This is a genomic window from Vibrio mediterranei, from assembly GCF_013364395.1.
GTDB classification, from domain to species: Bacteria; Pseudomonadota; Gammaproteobacteria; order Enterobacterales; family Vibrionaceae; genus Vibrio; species Vibrio mediterranei.
In genome coordinates this window covers 215,244-236,453 of record NZ_JABXGK010000001.1, presented here as the reverse complement: position 1 = coordinate 236,453, position 21,210 = coordinate 215,244, and the positions used below count along the sequence as shown (strand labels likewise).

General features: G+C 45.7%; 18 protein-coding genes and 7 tRNA genes. 7 read left to right on the top strand and 18 right to left on the bottom strand.

All coding sequences use genetic code 11. The features are described 5' to 3' along the window. Positions 1-176 precede the first annotated feature (176 nt). The 7 genes from HOP38_RS01300 (at position 177) to ruvX (ending at position 5,199) form a co-directional block, all read left to right on the top strand. Positions 177-971 carry a DUF2189 domain-containing protein gene (locus HOP38_RS01300; protein WP_006075172.1) on the top strand — a complete coding sequence of 265 codons (795 nt, stop codon included), beginning with the start codon at positions 177-179 and terminating at the stop codon, positions 969-971. Positions 972-1,053: 82 nt separating this feature from the next. Beyond that, positions 1,054-1,563: a SprT family zinc-dependent metalloprotease gene (locus HOP38_RS01295; RefSeq protein WP_006075171.1), complete on the top strand. Its 510-nt coding sequence runs from the start codon at positions 1,054-1,056 to the stop codon at positions 1,561-1,563. 97 nt (positions 1,564-1,660) lie between these two features. Continuing rightward, positions 1,661-2,371: an endonuclease gene (locus HOP38_RS01290; protein ID WP_006075170.1), complete on the top strand. Its 711-nt coding sequence runs from the start codon at positions 1,661-1,663 to the stop codon at positions 2,369-2,371. An 80-nt stretch (positions 2,372-2,451) separates the two neighbouring features. Continuing rightward, the gene (gene rsmE / locus HOP38_RS01285) at positions 2,452-3,183 is read left to right on the top strand and encodes a 16S rRNA (uracil(1498)-N(3))-methyltransferase (RefSeq protein ID WP_171390471.1); all 732 of its coding nucleotides are present in this window, start codon (positions 2,452-2,454) and stop codon (positions 3,181-3,183) included. A gap of 13 nt (positions 3,184-3,196) precedes the next feature. Next, positions 3,197-4,144 carry a glutathione synthase gene (gene gshB / locus HOP38_RS01280; protein ID WP_198557273.1) on the top strand — a complete coding sequence of 316 codons (948 nt, stop codon included), beginning with the start codon at positions 3,197-3,199 and terminating at the stop codon, positions 4,142-4,144. Between the two features lie 17 nt (positions 4,145-4,161). Beyond that, positions 4,162-4,731 (top strand): YqgE/AlgH family protein, encoded by a 570-nt coding sequence (locus tag HOP38_RS01275; RefSeq protein ID WP_031493705.1) that lies wholly within the window; start codon positions 4,162-4,164, stop codon positions 4,729-4,731. Between the two features lie 42 nt (positions 4,732-4,773). Next, positions 4,774-5,199: a Holliday junction resolvase RuvX gene (gene ruvX / locus HOP38_RS01270; RefSeq protein WP_006075166.1), complete on the top strand. Its 426-nt coding sequence runs from the start codon at positions 4,774-4,776 to the stop codon at positions 5,197-5,199. A gap of 90 nt (positions 5,200-5,289) precedes the next feature. Here the strand turns inward: ruvX and luxS are convergent, their stop codons facing one another. The 18 genes from luxS to alaS all read right to left on the bottom strand — a co-directional run bounded on the left by luxS (position 5,290) and on the right by alaS (position 21,136). Next, complete coding sequence (gene luxS / locus HOP38_RS01265; RefSeq protein WP_031493706.1) at positions 5,290-5,808, bottom strand: S-ribosylhomocysteine lyase; 519 nt, start codon at positions 5,806-5,808, stop codon at positions 5,290-5,292. Positions 5,809-5,902: 94 nt separating this feature from the next. Then, the gene (gene gshA, locus HOP38_RS01260; protein ID WP_124940576.1) at positions 5,903-7,495 is read right to left on the bottom strand and encodes a glutamate--cysteine ligase; all 1,593 of its coding nucleotides are present in this window, start codon (positions 7,493-7,495) and stop codon (positions 5,903-5,905) included. Positions 7,496-7,606: 111 nt separating this feature from the next. Beyond that, positions 7,607-10,465, bottom strand: a complete 2,859-nt coding sequence (locus tag HOP38_RS01255) for a M16 family metallopeptidase (protein ID WP_198557272.1) — start codon at positions 10,463-10,465, stop codon at positions 7,607-7,609. A gap of 9 nt (positions 10,466-10,474) precedes the next feature. After that, positions 10,475-10,930 carry a YqaA family protein gene (locus HOP38_RS01250; RefSeq protein WP_031495418.1) on the bottom strand — a complete coding sequence of 152 codons (456 nt, stop codon included), beginning with the start codon at positions 10,928-10,930 and terminating at the stop codon, positions 10,475-10,477. Next, entirely contained in the window at positions 10,924-11,874 is a 951-nt protein-coding gene (locus HOP38_RS01245; RefSeq protein ID WP_198557271.1) for an NADP-dependent oxidoreductase, read from the bottom strand. Before HOP38_RS01245 ends, HOP38_RS01250 begins: the two co-directional genes overlap by 7 nt. 192 nt (positions 11,875-12,066) lie before the next feature. Then, the gene (locus tag HOP38_RS01240) at positions 12,067-13,197 is read right to left on the bottom strand and encodes a sodium ion-translocating decarboxylase subunit beta (RefSeq protein ID WP_006075160.1); all 1,131 of its coding nucleotides are present in this window, start codon (positions 13,195-13,197) and stop codon (positions 12,067-12,069) included. Between the two features lie 9 nt (positions 13,198-13,206). Next, positions 13,207-14,994 carry a sodium-extruding oxaloacetate decarboxylase subunit alpha gene (gene oadA / locus HOP38_RS01235; protein ID WP_124940573.1) on the bottom strand — a complete coding sequence of 596 codons (1,788 nt, stop codon included), beginning with the start codon at positions 14,992-14,994 and terminating at the stop codon, positions 13,207-13,209. Between the two features lie 32 nt (positions 14,995-15,026). Further along, positions 15,027-15,284, bottom strand: coding sequence for an oxaloacetate decarboxylase subunit gamma (locus tag HOP38_RS01230; RefSeq protein WP_006075158.1), 258 nt, complete (start codon positions 15,282-15,284; stop codon positions 15,027-15,029). A gap of 411 nt (positions 15,285-15,695) precedes the next feature. Beyond that, positions 15,696-15,772: transfer RNA gene (locus HOP38_RS01225), tRNA-Arg, on the bottom strand. Positions 15,773-15,848: 76 nt separating this feature from the next. Next, a tRNA-Arg gene (locus HOP38_RS01220) sits at positions 15,849-15,925 on the bottom strand. A gap of 76 nt (positions 15,926-16,001) precedes the next feature. Continuing rightward, a tRNA-Arg gene (locus tag HOP38_RS01215) sits at positions 16,002-16,078 on the bottom strand. An 88-nt stretch (positions 16,079-16,166) separates the two neighbouring features. Continuing rightward, positions 16,167-16,243 (bottom strand) — tRNA-Arg (locus tag HOP38_RS01210). 69 nt (positions 16,244-16,312) lie between these two features. After that, a tRNA-Ser gene (locus tag HOP38_RS01205) sits at positions 16,313-16,405 on the bottom strand. A gap of 26 nt (positions 16,406-16,431) precedes the next feature. Next, positions 16,432-16,508, bottom strand: a tRNA-Arg gene (locus HOP38_RS01200). 45 nt (positions 16,509-16,553) lie between these two features. Further along, positions 16,554-16,646: transfer RNA gene (locus tag HOP38_RS01195), tRNA-Ser, on the bottom strand. 209 nt (positions 16,647-16,855) lie between these two features. Beyond that, on the bottom strand, positions 16,856-17,053 hold the full coding sequence (csrA, locus tag HOP38_RS01190) for a carbon storage regulator CsrA (protein WP_004415691.1): 198 nt from the start codon (positions 17,051-17,053) through the stop codon (positions 16,856-16,858). A 92-nt stretch (positions 17,054-17,145) separates the two neighbouring features. Further along, a complete protein-coding gene (locus HOP38_RS01185) occupies positions 17,146-18,333 on the bottom strand; it encodes an aspartate kinase (RefSeq protein ID WP_198557270.1) in 1,188 nt (395 codons plus the stop codon). 217 nt (positions 18,334-18,550) lie between these two features. Next, positions 18,551-21,136: an alanine--tRNA ligase gene (alaS, locus tag HOP38_RS01180; RefSeq protein ID WP_198557269.1), complete on the bottom strand. Its 2,586-nt coding sequence runs from the start codon at positions 21,134-21,136 to the stop codon at positions 18,551-18,553. Between the last annotated feature and the right edge of the window lie 74 nt (positions 21,137-21,210).

Below are 21,210 nucleotides of genomic sequence, written 5' to 3'. Positions count from 1 at the left end.
AAGTGCCCTTGCAAACAGACCTTTTCAGGTCTGAGGTTCGTACTGTAAATAGAGCACTTATGAGGGGAAGACGCTAAACAACGACATTTTGCTAGATCTGTTCGTGCTGAATAACCAGCATCGTTAGCGCCATGCCCTGAGAAACGTAGGCCAGTTTGTCAAATCAGGGAGGACATATGCCTCGAACTGTAAATACCGACGACTTCCACAAGAAACACGAAGTCAGGGATCAAGATTACGCTAAAACTATTCCTTGCAATCAACTGAGTGTGTCAGCACCATTTCACTGGTTAGCACTTGGTTTGCATGACCTTATTCGGATGCCAATTATCAGCGCATTTTATGGCTTATGCTTTACTGCTGCCGCTGTCGCGATTGTGCTATTAGTACAATGGCAAGGAACTCATCTAGTCATCATGCCGAGTTTGGTGGTTTATATGCTCATCGGGCCATTTTTGGCACTTGGGTTGTATGACGCAGCATGGGAAAGAGAAAAAGGACACAAACCCAGTCTGTTCCACTCCATGAAAGCCATCGGTAGAAATTCCACCTCACAGTGGGCATTTGCTGTTTTACTCGCTGTAGCGATGATTTTCTGGATGAGAATCGCAGCCTTGTTGCACGCTCTCTACCCTTCTGTGCAAGGCGCACCCTTGACTGATTTTGCACCATTTTTGATTACGGGTAGTGTTATTGGAGCTGTGATTGCTTCGATTATCTTCAGCATTTCAGCGTTCTCGATTCCACTCATGATGGAGAGACGCGTCGATGTGATGACCGCCGTGTTTACTAGCTTCAATGCGGTCAAATCGAATATACCAGCCATGATTGTTTGGGCTTTGGTAATCTGTGGCGGTATCTTGATTGGCTTCGCTACCTATGGCATTGGGATGATCATTACTATGCCAATCCTAGGCTATGGTACATGGCACGCTTATCACGAGACCATTAAGAAAAAACATCATCCTTAAGCCATCGAGCAATATATTGCAAACATAACCAATGTCTCTAGAATAACGCCCTCATTTGGGCGTTATTTTTTGATTGAGTTAAATGAAATCATCTCCATCCGAAGAGCTGCACTACCTCGCAGTAAAAAAACTAGCACAATGTATCGAAAAGGCTCGTCACTACTTTGAGCGAGACTTTCGCATGCCCGCGCTCAACTACCAACTTCGTGGCAAAGCGGCGGGAAAAGCCTACTTGCAAGCGTGGGAGATACGTTTAAATCCTGTCTTGTTTGCCGAGAACCAACAAGCTTTTATCAACGAAGTGATTCCACATGAAGTCGCTCACCTCATTACGTTTGCTTGCTTTGGTCGAGTGCGCCCACATGGAATGGAGTGGCAAATGGTTATGAACCAAGTCTTTTCGTTAACACCCAAGACCACACATTCTATGAATGTTCAATCCGTTCAAGGTCGTACCTTCGAATACCGCTGTCAGTGCGACACTTTCCCCGTCTCCATAAGAAGACACAACAAAGTGATGCGTCAGCAGGCCAGTTATCGTTGCCGAAAATGTGGCAGCCAAATTGAATTCACGGGCAAACAACTCAGTTAAATTGAGGGTCTTTGCCGAGTAATCTACATATCTATCGGTAGATTAGGCACTTTTTGCGAGTTAAACTAGGTTATCTCAACCTTTTTAAAGACTTGCAATGAATCGTTATTTATCTTTTGTCTTGGCGCTATTCATCGGTTTAACCTCATTCTCAGCGCTTAGTGCTCCACCTAGTAGCTTTAGCAAAGCGAAGAAAGAAGCCGTCAAAATCTATGCGGATCACCCTATCAGTTTTTACTGTGGGTGTGATATTCAATGGCAAGGCAAAAAAGGCGTTCCAGACCTGTCATCTTGTGGTTATCAAGTCCGCAAACAGCAGAAACGTGCGAGTCGTATTGAATGGGAACATGTCGTACCCGCATGGCAATTTGGCCACCAGCGCCAATGCTGGCAAGAAGGTGGCCGGAAGAACTGCACTCGAAACGATAAAGCTTTCAAATTAATGGAGGCAGATTTACACAATCTCACACCGGCTATCGGTGAAGTCAATGGCGACCGCTCCAATTACAACTTCTCTCAGTGGAATGGTATTGATGGCGTCAGTTATGGCCGTTGCGAGATGCAAGTTAACTTCAAACAACGCAAAGTCATGCCACCAGACCGAGCTAAAGGTTCCATCGCCCGCACCTACTTATATATGAGTAAAGAGTACGGGTTTAAGCTATCCAAACAACAAACACAGTTAATGCAAGCCTGGAATAAAACTTACCCTGTCGACACTTGGGAGTGCACTCGCAATGAACGCATCAAGCGTATTCAAGGCAACGATAACCCATTTGTGGCAGAAGCCTGTAAAAATCCTAGCTAAATCGAGACGCCAGCCCTTGTAATTTTATGGGCGGGCATCCATCTTATACCTCTATACAGTTTTGTTCTTTGGAAGTTTTTATGCGTATACCTCGTATCTATCACCCTGAACCAATCCACGCTTTAGGGACTCTTGCACTAAGTGAAGATGCCGCTGGCCATGTGGGCCGCGTATTGCGCATGAAAGAAGGTCAAGAAGTGTTGTTATTTGATGGCTCGGGCCATGAATTTCCAGCCACTATTACTCAGATTGGTAAAAAGAATGTGGACGTCGACATACAAGAAAAAGTGTCGGCCAGCATAGAATCACCTTTGGATCTGCATTTAGGTCAGGTCATTTCTCGTGGTGACAAAATGGAGTTCACTATTCAAAAGTCGGTTGAGTTAGGCGTCAATACCATCACCCCGCTTATCTCAGAGCGCTGCGGCGTTAAGCTCGATGCTAAACGCTTTGAAAAGAAACTGCAGCAATGGCAGAAAATTGCTATCAGTGCTTGTGAACAATGCGGGCGTAACACCATTCCTGAAATTCGACCGATTATGTCGTTAGAGCAATGGTGTGCAGAGCCATCGGAAGCCCTTAAGCTCAACCTACATCCAAGAGCGAAATATTCAATTAATACCTTGCCAGAACCTGTAACTAAGGTTCGCTTGCTTATAGGCCCTGAAGGAGGTCTATCGGCGCAAGAAATTGAAATGACAGAACAATATCAATTCGAAGAAACCCTGCTTGGTCCTCGTGTTTTGCGAACAGAAACGGCGGCATTAACGGCCATCACTGCACTGCAAGTACGCTTTGGCGATTTAGGTTAACGGGAGAAAAATAATGCTCAAACTCGGTATCGTGATGGATCCAATTTCATCCATCAACATTAAAAAAGATTCTAGTTTCGCAATGATGTTGGAAGCCCAACGTCGTGGTTATGAAATCCATTATATGGAAATGAACGATCTGCATTTAGATCAAGGCACAGCTGTTGCCGATACCAAGATTGTCACGCTGAAAGAAGACCCAACTGGTTGGTATGAATTCACTTCTGAGCAAACTATTGAGCTGTCAGAGCTTGATGCCGTATTGATGCGCAAGGATCCACCATTTGATACTGAATACATTTACGCGACATACATCCTCGAGCGCGCAGAGGAGAAAGGCACATTAATCGTTAACAAGCCACAAAGTCTGCGTGACTGCAACGAAAAGCTGTTCACAGCTTGGTTCCCAGAGCTCACTCCAACGACAATTGTGACCCGCAAAGCGGATAAGATTAAGCAGTTCCGTGACCAGCATGGTGACGTTATTCTTAAGCCACTAGATGGTATGGGCGGTGCCTCCATTTTCCGCGTTAAGCAAGATGACCCTAACGTGTCCGTTATTATTGAAACGTTGACTAATCACGGTCAAAATTACGCAATGGCACAGACTTTTGTTCCTGACATCAGCAATGGTGACAAGCGCATCCTCGTCGTTGACGGAGAGCCTATGCCATATTGCTTAGCTCGTATTCCAGCGAAAGGTGAAACACGTGGTAACCTGGCTGCAGGTGGCCGTGGTGAAGCTCGTCCCTTAAGTGAGACAGATAAGCAAATAGCCGAAGCCGTTGCTCCAACTTTAAAAGAGAAAGGCCTAATATTTGTAGGTCTGGATGTGATTGGCGACAAACTAACTGAAATCAATGTCACCAGCCCAACTTGCATTCGTGAGATTGAGGCCGCCTTTGACATCTCTATTACTGGCAAGCTGATGGATGCCATCGAGCGCCGTTTAGGGAAGTAACCGTGGGAGAGGCCATGATGAACCTAGCCAACCATTTTCTTGTTGCTATGCCAGGGATGCAAGACCCCTACTTTCAGCGCAGTGTCATTTATGTGTGTGAACATAATGAAGAAGGCGCAATGGGGATTATGATCAATACCCCTATTGATGTCACCGTTGCCAACATGCTCAAGCAAGTGCAGGTCGAGTTACCCATTGCCTCTCAAACCACTCACAGCAAGAGCCTCGATGAGCCGGTGCTAAATGGAGGCCCAGTGTCTGAAGATCGAGGTTTTATCCTCCATAAACCCAAAGATAAATATCAATCAAGCATACAGATCACGGACAAGGTTTCTGTCACGACCTCAAAAGATATTCTGGCGGTACTCGGTACTGATGCTCAGCCTGATAACTATCTGGTGGCTCTCGGCTACTCTGGATGGAGTGCCGGCCAACTTGAATCTGAGTTGGCTGAAAACTCTTGGTTAACCATTGAAGCTGATCCTAGCATCATTTTTGATACTCCAGTCGAAGAAAGATGGAGTACCGCCGTTGCTATGCTTGGCATTGATATTGCCCAGTTATCCACGCAAGTCGGGCATGCCTAACCTCCCGAATCGTTTACTGTACGACGTAAGAGACAAAACACTATGACATCCAGAACCATTATCGCCTTCGATTATGGAACCAAGAGTATTGGTAGCGCCATTGGTCAAGAAGTCACTGGCACCGCAAGTCCACTGAAAGCCTTCAAAGCCAAAGACGGCATTCCAAACTGGGATGATATTGAGGCTATGCTCAAAGAGTGGCAACCAGATCTGATCGTTGTTGGATTACCGACGGATCTGCATGGCAAAGCACTAGAGGAAATTACCGCACGAGCGAAAAAGTTTGCTAATCGAGTTCATGGCCGATTTGGGCTTCAAGTAGAGTTGCACGATGAGCGTCTATCCACCGCGGAAGCGCGAGCAGAATTATTTGAGATGGGCGGTTATAAAGCTCTATCGAAGGGCAATGTTGACTGTCAGTCAGCGGTAGTGATTTTAGAAAGCTGGTTTGAAGCGCAATGGGCTTAAGTTCAGTAACAAAAAAGGATGACCAATGAGTCATCCTTTTTAATCGATTATGTCTACTCAACCTACTAAGGTCATTAATTAAACACGTAATTAATCGACTTTCAATTCTTGAAGCATTGACTCTGGCAGAGCCAGTTCGTCGTTTTTGTTTACTTGAATACCCGCAGCAATAATCGCTTCCGCAATCGCTTTTGCCTCTTCTAAAGAGTGCATAGCCGCCGTACCACACTGATACTCATTTAGCTCAGGAATCTTGTTCTGGCTTTCTACTTTCAGAACGTCTTGCATCGCGCTTAACCAAGCGTCAGCTACTTGTTGCTCTGAAGGTGTACCAATTAAGCTCATGTAGAAACCTGTACGGCAGCCCATTGGAGAAATATCGATGATTTCAACAGCATCACCATTTAGGTGTGCACGCATAAAGCCAGCGTATAGGTGCTCAAGCGTGTGGATGCCTTTCTCAGAAAGGATATCTTTGTTTGGCGCCGTGAAACGTAAGTCAAACACCGTGATGGTGTCGCCTTTTGGGGTTTGCATTGTTTTCGCTACACGTACGGCTGGCGCGTGCATCTTTGTGTGGTCTACCGTGAAGCTATCCAGTAGTGGCATGATTGATTCTCCTTAGCGTTATTCACCGCAAAAGCCGTGAGTAAGTGATTAGTGGCTCGATTGTAAGGGGCTACACCTAGAGGTGCAACCACGCTTACTTGTTAATCGCCTGCATACGTTCTGGGGTGAGATACGCAAAATAGTTCGTTAAGAAATCATCGAAACTTTCTTTGTCTGAAGCTTCAATCACTTTCTGAACTTCAACCGAACGAATCACTTCCGTTTCCATAAGATCAGACGAATAAGCATGATATTGATGATCTAAGTTCTTCTGGCGGTATTCTTTACCAAGCTCGCAACCCACTTTACCTAGACCACCTAATGCCTTTGTTTTCTCAAGTAAACGGCCAGAAATGGACAGTTCAGGGTCGTCGTTCCAAGCTTCCAGTGTGTCACACACTTTTTGATATTCGTTGCCACCGTGAGCAGCATCCATATGTTTAGCGATTTCTCGAAGGTCCACAAACACACGTTTTACCCATGATTGGCTATCAAGCACTTCACCGTCACAACCGATTTTCAGTTCAAGACCAACTTGTCGGCCTTCAACAATCACTTTGTTCCAGTTTTCACGCCAGCATTCAAGTTCACAATTGTCCATAGGCTCAGAGTCTTTCAAAACGCACCAGGTTAAGAAGAGATCTAAGAAACGAATCTGATCCGCAGTAATTCCAATTGGACTAAATGGATTCACATCTAAAGAGCGAACTTCAATGTACTCAACACCTGCACGTGATAGCGCTTCTGATGGTTTTTCACCGCTTTGAGCCACACGCTTAGGACGAATCGGAGCATACAGCTCATTCTCAATCTGCAACACATAGTCGTTAAGCTGGCGATACTCACCATCCACTTTTACGCCAATCTTGGCGAAATCTTCAGAAGGAGTGTGGATCGCTTGGTTTAGCCCTTCAAGGTACTGGTCAAGGCTGTTAAAACCAATCTTAAGTGCACTCTGAGCGCTATTGGTATAACCCAAATCACTCAGTCTCAGCGACGTTGCTTTTGGCAAATAGAGCGTGCCGCCCACTTTTTCAAATGGCAGTTTAGTCTCCTTTCCTTGCAGGAAAGACGCGCAAATGGCCGGTGACGCACCAAAGAAATAAGGAATTAACCAGCCAAAACGGTAATAGTTTCGGATAAGACCAAAGTAGGCTTCCGATTTCGCATCTTGGCGTGCTTTTTCGTCTTGCTCACCAAATAGCGCATCCCAGAATGACTCAGGAAATGAGAAGTTAAAATGCACGCCGGAAATGATCTGCATTAAGCTACCGTAGCGATGCTTTAGTCCTTGACGATAAAGTGTCTTCATACGTCCAGAGTTCGAGCTGCCATATTGAGCTAAGGCGATATCATCTTCACTGCCCACATAGCAAGGCATAGACAGTGGCCACAATTTCTCGTTGCCTAATTTCGTCTGAGTAAAATGATGGATATCAGATAACTGATTGATCAGCGTATCAACATCACGAGAAACTGGTGTAATAAACTCCAGTAGTGACTCGGAGAAATCCGTCGTAATGTATTCGTTCGTTAGGGCTGAGCCTAGCGCCTCTGGATGCGGCGTTGTCGCTAAGTGGCCATCGTCGGTATAACGCAACGATTCCCTTTCCACACCTCGTCCAAACTGTTTAAAAATGGTTTGGTCTTTAGCAACTTGATCCAGTCGCGCAGCAAATTTAGTCACAATGCGATTCGCTTATAGTTCGTTATTCCAATTGAAGACTGGGGACACCATACACGCTATCTTATTGAATAAACAAGAGCCGATGCCACCCATCCCTTCTATATGGTCACTCTATTGTGTGATTTCAAGTTCTTCAATTGGAATATTCAGTTTCTCAAGTTGCGGTTTTAGACTCTTCGCGTCTCCCACAACTATGATTTGGTATTGGTTTGGATCGAACCACTTCGCAGCCAGCTCATTAAGCACCGATTTGTCGACCGATTCTACAATGTCATTGCGCTGCTGGAGGTAATCCTTATCCAAACTATAGGTTAAAATTGACGACAACAAACTGGCTTTTTGACTTGGTGTTTCGTAAGTCAATGCATCTTGTTGTCCCACAGCAAGGCGCATAAACTCTAGTTCTTCATCGGTCATACCATTTTGGCTGTAGTCTTTTAACTCTTTAATGAGCTCTTCAATTGAAGGAATCGTCGCGTTAGCTCTCACTTGAGCACTAAAGACAATCGCTCCAATTTCACGATTACTCGCGAAATAACCACTCGCACCATAGGTGTAACCTTTGTCCTCTCGCAAATTCTGATTGATCCTGCTATTGAAGTTACCCGCCAAATTAAAGTTAGCCAGTCGACTCAAATACAGCTCGCCCGTTGCGTCAAACGGCAACCCTCGGCGCACCAAACGTACAATACTTTGTGGTGCAGTTGGCTTATCTACCAAGAAGATATGTTGACCAGTTAAAGGCGCTACTGCTTCCGGACGAATCAATGGCGCCGCTTCTCCACTCCAAGACTGCCAAAATGCCAATTGCTTCTTGATCTGTTTCTGGGAAATATCGCCAACCACCACTATTTGAGCCCCTTGTGGTGTGTAGTGCTTGCGATAGAAGCGCTTCACGTCATCAAGCGTAATTGAAGCAATCGACGTTTCAGTACCATCAGATGAGCGGCCAAATACAGAGTCTCCAAACAACACCTCTCTTGTCGCTTGTGATGCCATCCAGCTTGGTTTCTGATGTTGGTAAACCAAGCCTTCTAGCGTTTGTGCTTTCCAGCGGTCAAAGTCTTCCTGTTTCATGGCAGGGTGGAATAGTGCATCCTCGAGCAGCGCTAAGGTCTCTGGCAAGTTCTTCGCTAGAGCCGAGACCGACACGCGTGTGGTGTAAGCTCCTGCGCTAAACCCAATTCGGCTACCTAATCGATCGAGCTCTGCTTGCAGTTCTTCCACGCTGCGTGTTGTGGTTCCTTCCTCCATCATGGAAGCTGTTAGCCCCGCTAAGCCCTCTTTTCCTTTCGCAACATAGCGATCGCCTGCAGGCAATTGGAAGTGAATCTCCACCGTTGGTGTTTCTCGTGTTTCTGTACCTAGTAGCTCACTGCCATTATCAAACTGCAAGCTGTAAAGTGCTGGCATCTTAGCTTTAACCCCTTCCGCTACTTTAGGCATAACGCTGCGATCAAAGGTGTCAACAGGTCGTCGGAATACCAATTGCTCTTCCGTCACTTTGCTATATTTCGGTAATGTTCTAGGCGGAGTCACGAAGTTAGCAGGCTCTACCGCCATATCTTTACGGCCTTTAGGCACCACACTCAAGGTTACTTTATGCTTATCGTTGATGAAGGTGTCGTAAGCATTAGCCACATCCTGAGGAGTAACCGCACGTATCTGCTTTAATTGCTGTTCTAAGCGATCTGGTTGCCCAAAGAAGGTTTCATTAGAGGCTAACTGAGAGACCTTACCTTTGACACTTTGCAGTGCGAAAACAGCACCTGATTCAGAAAGGCCAGTGATCTGTTTCAGCCTCTCTTCACTGATGCCTTGTTTTTCAAACTCATTTAACGTCGCTAACAACTCGTTGTATAGCGCTTTTAGACCATCTTTATCTGTTGAAGCGCCCATAGCGTACACGTAGAAGTTACAAGCTAGCTCATTACAATCGTTGAATGCCCCAGCATCGAGCGCCTTTTGCGTCTTGATTAGTTTTTGATACAACAAGCTATTGGTGCCACCACCGATGGCGTCAGCCATTGCCTCGAGCACGGCTTGATCTTTTGCGCCTCGATAGCTCGTCGTAGGCCAACCAATCACTACCATCGGCTGACGAATACGATCTTCTAACGTCACGTAACGATCGTTTGGCAACACTGCTGGCTGTTTTGGAGCTTTGTCGACTTCAGGTCCTCTAGGAATAGAACCGAAGTATTTTTCTACCCATGCCAATGTTTGTGCTTTATCGATGTCACCACCAATGGTGAGCACGGCATTGTTTGGTCCATACCAACGTAGGAAAAATGCTTTAAGATCATTCACGTCAACACGATCAAGATCTTCAACATACCCAATTGGCTGCCAAGAATAGGGGTGCCCTTCAGGGAACATGGCTTCACCCATTTTCTCCCATATCAGGCCATAAGGACGGTTATCGTAGTTTTGAGCACGTTCGTTTTTTACCGTATCACGCTGAATTTCAAACTTTTTCTGAGAAACTGCTCCAAGCAAAAAGCCCATACGATCCGCTTCAAGCCACAACATTTTCTCTAATTGGTTAGATGGAACAGTTTCAAAATAATTAGTGCGATCGCGCGTGGTCGTACCGTTTAAAGTGCCACCCGCTTCGGTAATGATCTTAAAATGTTGCTGATCACCGACGTGTTCTGAACCCTGGAACATCATATGTTCAAAGAAGTGTGCAAAACCGGACTTTCCGACCTCTTCACGAGCCGATCCCACATGATAGGTGACATCCACATGTACTAAAGGATCCGAGTCATCGGGCGCTAAGATAACAGTGAGGCCATTTTCCAAACGGTATTTAGAATAAGGAATCATGACCTTGTCTGGGTCAGCTTTGGCCTCTTCAATTAGAGTGACACCTTTAGGTAAAGCACTACTGGCTTGATTTGACGGTTCGTTACTACTGCAACCGTATAGAAAGACCAGCGATAGAACGCCGAGCCAGATCTTTTTCATAAATGCTCCTTAGAAAAGACCGTAGAAGATAGCGGTCAGCGCGATATAACGTAGCGCTTTACCAATCGCAATAAGCACAACACATGGCAGAAACTTCATCCGCAGCCAACCTGCTGCTAAACACAAAGGGTCGCCAATGACGGGTAACCAACTCAACAATAACGTCCAGTAACCATATTTCTGTATCCATGCCATGGCTTTATGACCATGTTTCTCTTCCTGAGTTCGATTTGGCAACCAAATACCAATCCAGTAGTTGGTTAACCCTCCAAGAGTATTCCCTATGGTAGCAACCAAAATCACCATGGCCGGAGTGTATTGTTGCAAACTTAAGGTTGCCACTAGCCCGGCTTCTGAGCCACCTGGAAGTAAGGTCGCACTTAAAAACCCAGAAATAAAAAGAACCGCGAGTGCGGAGTCGGCAAACCATGACTCCGCTAGGTATTGAGAAAATGTTTCTAGCATTGCATATCAAGTAAGACTTTGCCGCGAGTGCGGCTGGTTTCGACTTGTTGGTGAGCCTCAACCACTTGTGAATAAGGGAAAACGTGCTGAATTTCGGTTTTTAACAGTCCAACACCTACCATATACAGTAAGGTTTCCATTTGTTTGGTATCGGGAGACACTAGCATTCCACTCGCTTCAAAACCAAGAAGTTTGGCTTTTTCGCATACTAGCTCTGCTGTAATCGTCGGAATGGTGATAACTCTAGCATTATCTTTAAGACACTTAAGTGCATCTAACGCGACATCACCACCGACTAGGTCAATCAGTACATCGACATCGCTTAGTCGCTCTGAAGCTGGCGCGAATTCATAATTGATAGCATGAGCGCCTAATGTAGCCAAATAATCGAGATTGCGCTCACTGCAAGTGGTGTACACCTCTGCTTTAGTCGCCACTGCTAGTTGAACCGCGATGTGACCAACGCCACCTGCACCCGCTAGGATTAACACTCGCTCGCCCTCTTGCACCTGAGCTTTATTAATTGCTTGTGCTGCTGTTTGCCCAGCCAATGGCAACGCTGCTGCTGCCTCTAAGGCAACCGTGTCAGGCAACGCAGTAAGCTCTGTTTCGGGTACACACACATATTGACTATAACCACCCGCACGAAGAGGAAACCCAATAAATCCCACGACCTCTTGGCCTACTTCAAACGCCTGTGCGCCTTTACCTAAACCAGCAATTGAGCCCGAGATATCATAACCCGGTACCCAAGGTAAGTTATCTTTGTTTTCAGCTGCCGCCCACCCCAATCCAGCACGCGTCTTCACATCAATAGGATTAATGCCAGCATAGGCGACTTTTACCAGCACCTCACCGGCTTTTGGTTGAGGAATATCGACCTCCTGAAATGCCAATACTTCTGCTGAACCAAATTCTGGGATGACTATTTGTTTACACTTCATCGCGGCTTCCTCTTCCAATTTGAGATTCCATAGTAACGAAATACCTGTTTGAGTCTAGATTATCTTTTCATCAACCCACATCCAGTATGTAACAAATTCAATCACTTTTGTGACTCATTATCTTGGCCTGATAACCAAAGATAAAAAAGGGGGAGCCTAAGCTCCCCCGATTAATACAATATGGATTCGCATTTAGCCTACCAGAGCTAACAAGATACCTGCAGCTACTGCCGAGCCTAATACGCCAGCTACGTTAGGACCCATTGCATGCATCAAAAGGAAGTTTTGTGGGTTAGCTTGTAAGCCCACCTTATTTACGACACGCGCAGCCATAGGTACCGCAGAAACACCAGCTGCACCAATCAACGGGTTAATATCTTCTTTAGAGTATTTGTTAAGCAGCTTCGCCATTAACACCCCAGCCCCAGTACCGATACTAAAGGCAACAGCGCCGAGAGCGAGAATACCCAAGGTCTCAAAATTTAGGAACTCTTCTGCTTGAAGCTTCGAGCCCACACCAAGACCTAAGAAGATCGTCACAATATTGATGAGCTCATTTTGTGCCGTTTTCGATAATCGATCGACAACGCCCGCCTCTCGCATCAAGTTACCCAGACAGAACATACCCACTAAAGGTGTTGCTGAAGGGAGGAACAAGATAGTCATCAATAACACGGCCAATGGAAATAAGATCTTCTCACCTTTACTAACATGGCGAAGTTGCGCCATCTTAATAGTACGCTCTTCTGGCGTGGTCAGTGCTTTCATAATCGGTGGCTGAATAATAGGAACCAATGCCATGTAGCTATATGCTGCGACAGCAATTGCACCGAGAAGATCCGGCGAAAGTCGGCTTGCTAAGAAGATAGCAGTTGGGCCATCCGCACCACCGATGATGGCAATGGAAGCAGCATCTTGCATCGAGAACTCCATACCCGGTACATAGTTCAGCAAAATTGCACCAAACAAGGTGGCGAAGATACCAAACTGAGCCGCAGCCCCTAACCATAAGGTTTTCGGATTAGCGATTAATGCTCCAAAGTCAGTCATTGCTCCGACACCCATAAAGATGAGTAATGGGAAGACGCCAGACTCAATACCGATATAATAGACGTAGTACAGCAAACCACCCGGCTCGGTAAAACCAGCATTTGGAATGTTCGCTAAAATAGCGCCAAAGCCAATAGGTAAAAGTAGTAGTGGTTCAAAGCCCTTACGAATCGCTAAGAACAGCAAGGTGCATCCGACCAAGATCATGCAGATTTGGCCGAATTCAAAGTTAGCGATCCCTGTTTCTGACCATAAGGTCATCAATCCTTCCATGGTGCTCCCTTACGCTAAGCTAACAAGAGGTGCGCCTACAACAACAGCATCACCTTCTTTCACGTGTACATCTTGAACCACGCCGCTTTGCGCAGCACGCACTTCTGTTTCCATCTTCATCGCTTCTAAGATAAGTAGCACATCACCTTCTTGAACTTGAGCACCAGATGCAACATTAACTTTAAAGATATTCCCCGCTAACGGAGCAGAAACCGCTTCAACATTCGTTGCAGCAGCAGGTGCTGGAGTGGTGGCAGGTGCTACGGACGCAGGTGTCACTGAAGTAAGCTCACCTTTTGGACCCACTTCAACATCATAAACCTGACCATCGACTTTCACGCTATAAGACTCAATTCCCGCGGCACTTGCTGTTGGAGCTGCAACAGGGGCAGCAGGTTTTGCTTCTTCTTTACCAGGAGCAGGCTCAAACGCATCAGGGTTATGGCGATTTTTCAAGAACTTAAGCCCTACTTGAGGGAAGAGCGCATAAGTAAGAACATCATCCACTGTATCTTCGGCAAGGGAAATACCATCGGATTTTGCTTTTTGCAGTAGATCTTCCGTCAATGTGTCGAGTTCCGCTTCCAATAAATCAGCTGGACGACAGGTAATCGCTTGGGCACCATCGAGCACTTTTGCTTGAAGTTCAGCGTTAACTTCTGCTGGCGCCTTACCGTATTCCCCTTTAAGCACACCAGCTGTCTCTTTAGTAATACTCTTATAGCGCTCACCCGTTAATACGTTGATCACCGCTTGAGTACCAACGATCTGTGATGTTGGCGTCACCAAAGGAATAAAGCCAAGATCTTCACGAACTCTTGGGATTTCTTCGAGAACTTCATCAATACGATCCGCTGCACCTTGTTCTTTTAGCTGCCCTTCCATATTGGTCAGCATGCCACCTGGAACTTGCGCAATAAGGATACGTGAATCAACACCTTTCAGTTGACCCTCCCATTTCGCATACTTCTTACGAACTTCACGGAAATACGCTGCGATAGGTTCAATCTGCTCGAGCTTAAGATTAGTATCACGTTCAGTGCCTTGCAGCATTGCCACAACGGTCTCTGTAGGCGTGTGGCCATAAGTCTGACTCATTGAAGAGATAGCCGTATCTAGAATATCTATCCCAGCTTCGACTGCTTTAACCGCCGTTGCCGTTGATAGCCCGGTTGTTGCATGACAGTGCAGCGCAAGTGGCACTTCACATGATGATTTTATGCGTGAGATAAGTTCTTCGGCTTCATAAGGTTTAAGTAAGCCAGACATGTCTTTAATACATAAAGAATGGCAACCTAAGTCTTCTAAGCGCTTGGCTAAATCAACCCATGTATCCGTATTATGTACAGGGCTTGTTGTATAAGACAGTGTACCTTGCGCGTGAGCACCAACATCAACAGCAGCTTTTACTGCTTTTTCAAAGTTGCGTACATCATTCATCGCGTCAAAAATACGAAACACGTCCATACCATTGGCATGGGCACGTTCAACAAATTTTTCCACCACATCATCAGCATAGTGGCGGTAACCCAATAGGTTTTGTCCACGCAATAGCATCTGCATTGGTGTGTTTGGCATGGCTTTTTTAAGTTCGCGTAAGCGTTCCCAAGGATCTTCCCCTAAGAAACGAATACACGCATCAAAGGTTGCGCCCCCCCAAGTTTCTAAAGACCAATACCCCACTTTATCGAGCTCAGCTGCGATAGGTAACATATCTTCAATACGCATCCGCGTTGCGAACAGAGACTGGTGGGCGTCACGAAGTACCACGTCCGTGATAGCTAGTGGTTTAGACATGCTCATTAACTCCTTTTAAGCTTTAACTCAATCTATTTAGCGGCCGAAGTGCGGTATTGATGAACAGCGGCAGAAATCGCTGCAACAACACTTGGGCTAACACCATTTGAGGGGGATTGTTGTGTTTTAATTTTTGTAGGAACTGCGATCGGTTCGGGCACTTCTTCTGGTACCAATTTCGACATTAACCGAACGAGATAAACGAGGATTGTTAGGAATACAAATACAACAGCCATACCCGTGAACATTAGGGCGGCTGCGTCTCCTAGCAGGCTTCCAATATTAGTCATGTTGCGTCCTTTCTTTGTCATCCTGACAAGTTACTCAATCATAAAACGTGGCGTCACTGCACACAGATTGACAAGCAATGGTTCTTGCATTGATCCATTGCAAGAGGTCTAGGATTATCTCGATTGGTGAAAGTTTGTCAATTTTGTTTAATCTACAGTCGTCATTAAAACGTCATTCAAATGAAAAACTATGATGAGCACGACAATTTATGGTGTATTTGTACTTACACAGAACTTCATACTATGACTCAACCATAGATTTCAACATAAACAAACTGGGGTTGGAAAACTGAGACAGGCTTAAAATTACCGCGATTTATCCTTAAAAAACATCACGTTGTAATCATAAGGTTATTGATATGATAAATTTTTGTTAATAAAAAACCCCGCCTAAGCGAGGTTTCTAAATAATGGCGCGCTCGGAAGGATTCGAACCTTCGACCGCCTGGTTCGTAGCCAGGTACTCTATCCAGCTGAGCTACGAGCGCGCAACAGGTCTTTGTACAGCTTATGCTATAACAGGCGTTGAATTAAGTTCTCACTTAAGTCTTTTACCTAAATAAATGGCGCGCTCGGAAGGATTCGAACCTTCGACCGCCTGGTTCGTAGCCAGGTACTCTATCCAGCTGAGCTACGAGCGCGCAACAAGTCTTTGTACAGCTTATGCTATAACAGGTGTTGAATTAAGTTTTCACTTAAATCTTTTACCTAAATAAATGGCGCGCTCGGAAGGATTCGAACCTTCGACCGCCTGGTTCGTAGCCAGGTACTCTATCCAGCTGAGCTACGAGCGCGCAACAAGTCTTTGTACAGCTTATGCTGTAACAGGTGTTGAATTAAGTCTCACTTAAATCTTTTACCTAACCTATCATTCGAAAAGAATGGCGCGCTCGGAAGGATTCGAACCTTCGACCGCCTGGTTCGTAGCCAGGTACTCTATCCAGCTGAGCTACGAGCGCGCAAGGTTGTGAAGCATATCACATTTAATTTCTTTTTGAACAAAAAAATTGACTGAAACAGTCAATAAATGGCGGTGAGGGAGGGATTCGAACCCTCGATACGGCTACAAACCGTATACTCCCTTAGCAGGGGAGCGCCTTCAGCCTCTCGGCCACCTCACCGCAGTATTTCTTTCCTAAGAGAGAAATGGCGCGCTCGGAAGGATTCGAACCTTCGACCGCCTGGTTCGTAGCCAGGTACTCTATCCAGCTGAGCTACGAGCGCGCAATATGTTCAATAAGAACAGCGTTATACAACACTTCGCAAGAATGGCGGTGAGGGAGGGATTCGAACCCTCGATACGGCTACAAACCGTATACTCCCTTAGCAGGGGAGCGCCTTCAGCCTCTCGGCCACCTCACCGTCTTGCGGAGGCACATATTACGATTTACCAAAAATAAGTCAAACATTTTCTTGGCAAAATTAGGAAAAAACAGACTAAGCGTTGGCAAATTAACCAAACCACCATTTAATCGTAGCTTTCCTACACAAAATCCGACTTAGTGCCTCTATTAAGCGACGAATTTTGCGCAACAAAAAGGCCGGCATAACGCCAGCCCTCTCAGTTTGGATTAGTAGTTGCCTGAAGCAACGTTACCATTTCCTTTTTCCGCCTGAATGCGCATGTAAATTTCTTCACGATGCACTGAAACTTCTTTGGGAGCGTTAACACCAATGCGAACTTGGTTACCTTTAACACCTAGTACAGTAACAGTGACTTCATCACCAATCATCAACGTTTCGCCAACACGGCGAGTCAGAATCAGCATTCTTTGCTCCTTGAGTATTCTCTAATTATCTTGCTACGAAACTTATTATCCAACAAAAGTTATATTTTCGTAAACTATCTTATGAAAAGTATTTACCCCAAATGTACCTGTTTTTCTTCTCTCATAACGGATTCACTGGTGATAATGTAGTTATCATGCAGTACGTTAGCCGCTTTGTCGATAGCTCCCGGTTCCATTACTAACGTAATTGAGTGCTTATCCTCACAAAAGTGTAGAACAGATATGTCTGATAAGTTGAGAAGTTGTTGATATTGTGATGCTTGCGCCTTTGCATCGGCGCCAACAAGCGTCAATAACGCAACCTCTTTAGTCGCTACCACTTTCTCATCAATAACCAGTCGAAGCTTATCGCAACACTCTTGCCCCACTAACAATTGCTTGTAGGTGGAATCTGTCACCCAATGGCAATCATCAACCCCTAGCATTTGGCGCTGTTTATCAACGATATCAGCGTGCTCTGCCATCATACATAGAGCCATTATTTGTTTTCGTATTGCTAAGCCACTAATTCCAGGCCTTGATTCCATGCCCGCGACTAAGGTCCCTTCGCCCGGTTCGAAACTCGACAACACACGAAGCGGCACTTGATGTTTCCATGCATAAGCAACACAAGGTAAATGTAAGACTTTCGCCCCTTTGTGTGCCATTTCATGCATGGTAGGAAAATCAATGGTATCAAGCCTTTCTGCTTTGCTGACAATTCTTGGGTCGCAACTGTAAACGCCATCAACGTCTGTGAATATCTGACACTCTTGAGCTTCAAGCGCTCCGGCTAACGCGACCGCCGTCGTATCAGAGCCACCCCGACCTAAAGTCGTAATGTCACCAATTTCATTCACACCTTGAAAGCCCGCCACAATGACAATTTTGTCCTGAGCCAAATAGTCATCAATCACACTGGTATCAATACTACTAATCGTTGCGTTGTTGTGGTTGTTGTTAGTGGTAATTCTTGCCTGTCCGCCAGTAAGAGAAACCGCTGCGTGTCCAAGTTTACTTAACGTCATGGATAGTAATGCCATAGAAATTTGCTCACCAGCAGATAACAAGACATCCAGTTCACGAACATTGGGTACTTTGTCGATCTGTTTAGCCAGTTCAACCAATCGATTGGTTTCTCCTGACATCGCAGATACGACAACAACAACTTGTTTGCCCGACGCTTTAGCTCGGATTACGTGCTCTGCAACATTATGAATGCGTTCTACAGAGCCAACAGAAGTTCCACCGAACTTTTGCACGATTAGTGGTCTTTTCACCAGTCTTCACCTTCCCAAGACAACTTTACGTTGTCGATTTTTGAAATTACGGCCAATTTAGCCGCTCCCTTATATTAAGCGACGTCCACACGCACACTTATTAAATCAGCTCTTCAGCAGGTATTATGCAATTGGTACTTTAAATGCACCGAGACCAAAAGCAACAATGCCCAATCAACGTACATTGATTGGGCATTTTATGATGTCGATTAAAGAGTTATAGACGCTCTTCTAACCAGCTACGAATCGATTTTAACGCTTCAGGTAGCGCTTCAACATCGGAGCCCCCTGCTTGCGCCATATCAGGACGACCACCGCCCTTACCGCCAACTTGCTCGGCAACCATCTTAACAAGGTCGCCTGCTTTTACTTTGCCCGTAAGGTCTTTCGTCACACCTGCAATCAAACCAATTTTGCCATCTGCTACGTTCGCAATAAACGCAATACCGCTGCCCATTTGGTTTTTCGCATTGTCCATCATAGTACGAAGGTTCTTGCTATCTGCACCTTCTAGAGCTGCAACAAGAACTTGCGTACCCGCAATCTCTTCTACTTTGCCCATAATGTTGGCACTTTCAACCGCTGCAAGTTTATCTTTCAGTTGCTGAATCTCTTTTTCTAATGACTTAGCTTTACTTGCCGCATCAGTTAGTTTCTCTTCATATTGAGAAGCTTGAGCTTCGATAGCGTCTAGTGCCGCTTCACCAGTGACGGCTTCGATACGACGAATACCAGCAGCAATACCACCTTCCGATGTAATCTTGAACAGACCAATATCACCCGTATTGCTTGCGTGAATACCACCACAAAGCTCAGTTGAGAAGTCGCCCATAGATAGTACACGAACTTCATCATCGTACTTCTCACCAAACAGAGCCATCGCTCCCTTGGCTTTCGCTGATTCAATATCCATCACGTTAGTTTCAATAATGTGGTTAGTGCGAATCTGCGCGTTAACCAGACGTTCAACTTCTTTGATCTCTGCTTTCGTCATCGCTTCTAAGTGAGAGAAGTCGAAACGTAAGTTATCAGGCTTCACCAAAGAACCTTTCTGTGTAACGTGCTCACCAAGTACTTGGCGCAGTGCAGCGTGCAACAAGTGAGTTGCAGAGTGATTCAATGAAATAGCAGCACGACGCTGTGCATCAACAATCGCATCGACTTCATCACCTTTTGCTAGAACACCTTCGACAAGCTCACCATGGTGTGCAATCGCGTTGCCCAGTTTTTGGGTATCTTCTACTTTGAATAGACCAGCCGCTGTTTTCAGTACACCTGCATCACCACACTGACCACCTGACTCTGCATAGAACGGCGTTTGTTCTAGCACCACAATTGCTTTGTCGCCCGCTGATAGCGCATCAACTTCTGCGCCTTCAACAAACATAGCAGCAACAGAACTTGAACCTTCTGTGCCTGTGTAACCGCAGAATTCAGTGTCAGTATCGACTTTAATCGCAGCATTGTAGTCCGTGCCAAACTGACCGGCTTCACGAGCACGCTGACGCTGTGCTTCCATCGCTTTCTCAAAGCCTTCTTCATCGATAGTAAACTCACGTTCACGAGCCACATCGTTAGTTAGATCTGCTGGGAAGCCGTAAGTGTCATAGAGCTTGAATACTGTCTCGCCATCAAGAACCTTTTCATCACCAAGGTTATCAAGAGCTTCTGTCAGGATTGTCATACCACGTTCAAGAGTACGCCCGAAGTTCTCTTCCTCGATGCGAAGTACTTTTTCAACAACGGCTTGTTGCTTCTTAAGTTCTTCGCCCGCACTCCCCATAACAGAGGAAAGAGTACCAACAAGCTTGTGGAAGAATGCACCTTGCGCACCGAGCTTGTTACCGTGACGAACTGCACGGCGAATGATACGACGTAGTACGTAACCACGACCTTCGTTAGATGGCATCACACCGTCAACGATTAGGAATGAACATGAACGGATATGATCTGCAATTACGCGTAGAGATTGGTTTGATAAATCTTGGTAACCAATAACTTCAGCTGCAGCTTTGATCAATGTTTGGAACACATCGATTTCGTAGTTTGAGTGAACGCCTTGCATGATGGCAGAAATACGCTCAATACCCATACCAGTATCAACCGATGGTTTAGGTAGCGGTTCCATAGTACCGTCTGCATGACGGTTGAACTGCATAAATACGTTGTTCCAGATCTCGATGAAGCGGTCACCATCTTCTTCAGGAGTACCAGGACGACCGCCCCAGATGTGCTCACCGTGATCATAGAAAATTTCTGTACATGGACCACAAGGACCAGTATCACCCATTTGCCAGAAGTTGTCTGACTCGTATGGCTTGCCGCCTTTCTTGTCGCCAATGCGAACAATGCGATCCGCTGGCACGCCAATTTGCTTGTTCCAGATTTCAAACGCTTCATCGTCGGTTTCATAAACCGTTACAAGTAGGCGATCTTTTGGTAGTTTCAACGTTTCTGTTAAGAACTCCCAAGCAAAGCTGATAGCATCTTCTTTGAAGTAGTCACCAAAGCTGAAGTTACCCAGCATCTCAAAGAAAGTATGGTGACGAGCGGTGAAGCCAACGTTCTCAAGGTCGTTGTGCTTACCACCAGCGCGAACACAACGCTGGGCCGTAGTGGCACGAGTGTAGTTACGCTTTTCTAAGCCAAGGAAACAGTCTTTAAACTGGTTCATACCGGCGTTGGTGAAAAGCAGAGTTGGGTCATCGTGTGGAACCAACGATGAACTGTCTACGATTTGGTGCCCTTTGCTCTCAAAGAACTTAAGGAACGCGTTGCGAACCTCATCTGTGCTCATGTACATGCAGCTCTTCCTGAAATAATTCGAGTTAGATTTTGGGGACGTATTGTAACCCCATGAGTAAGGATTCGCCTAGT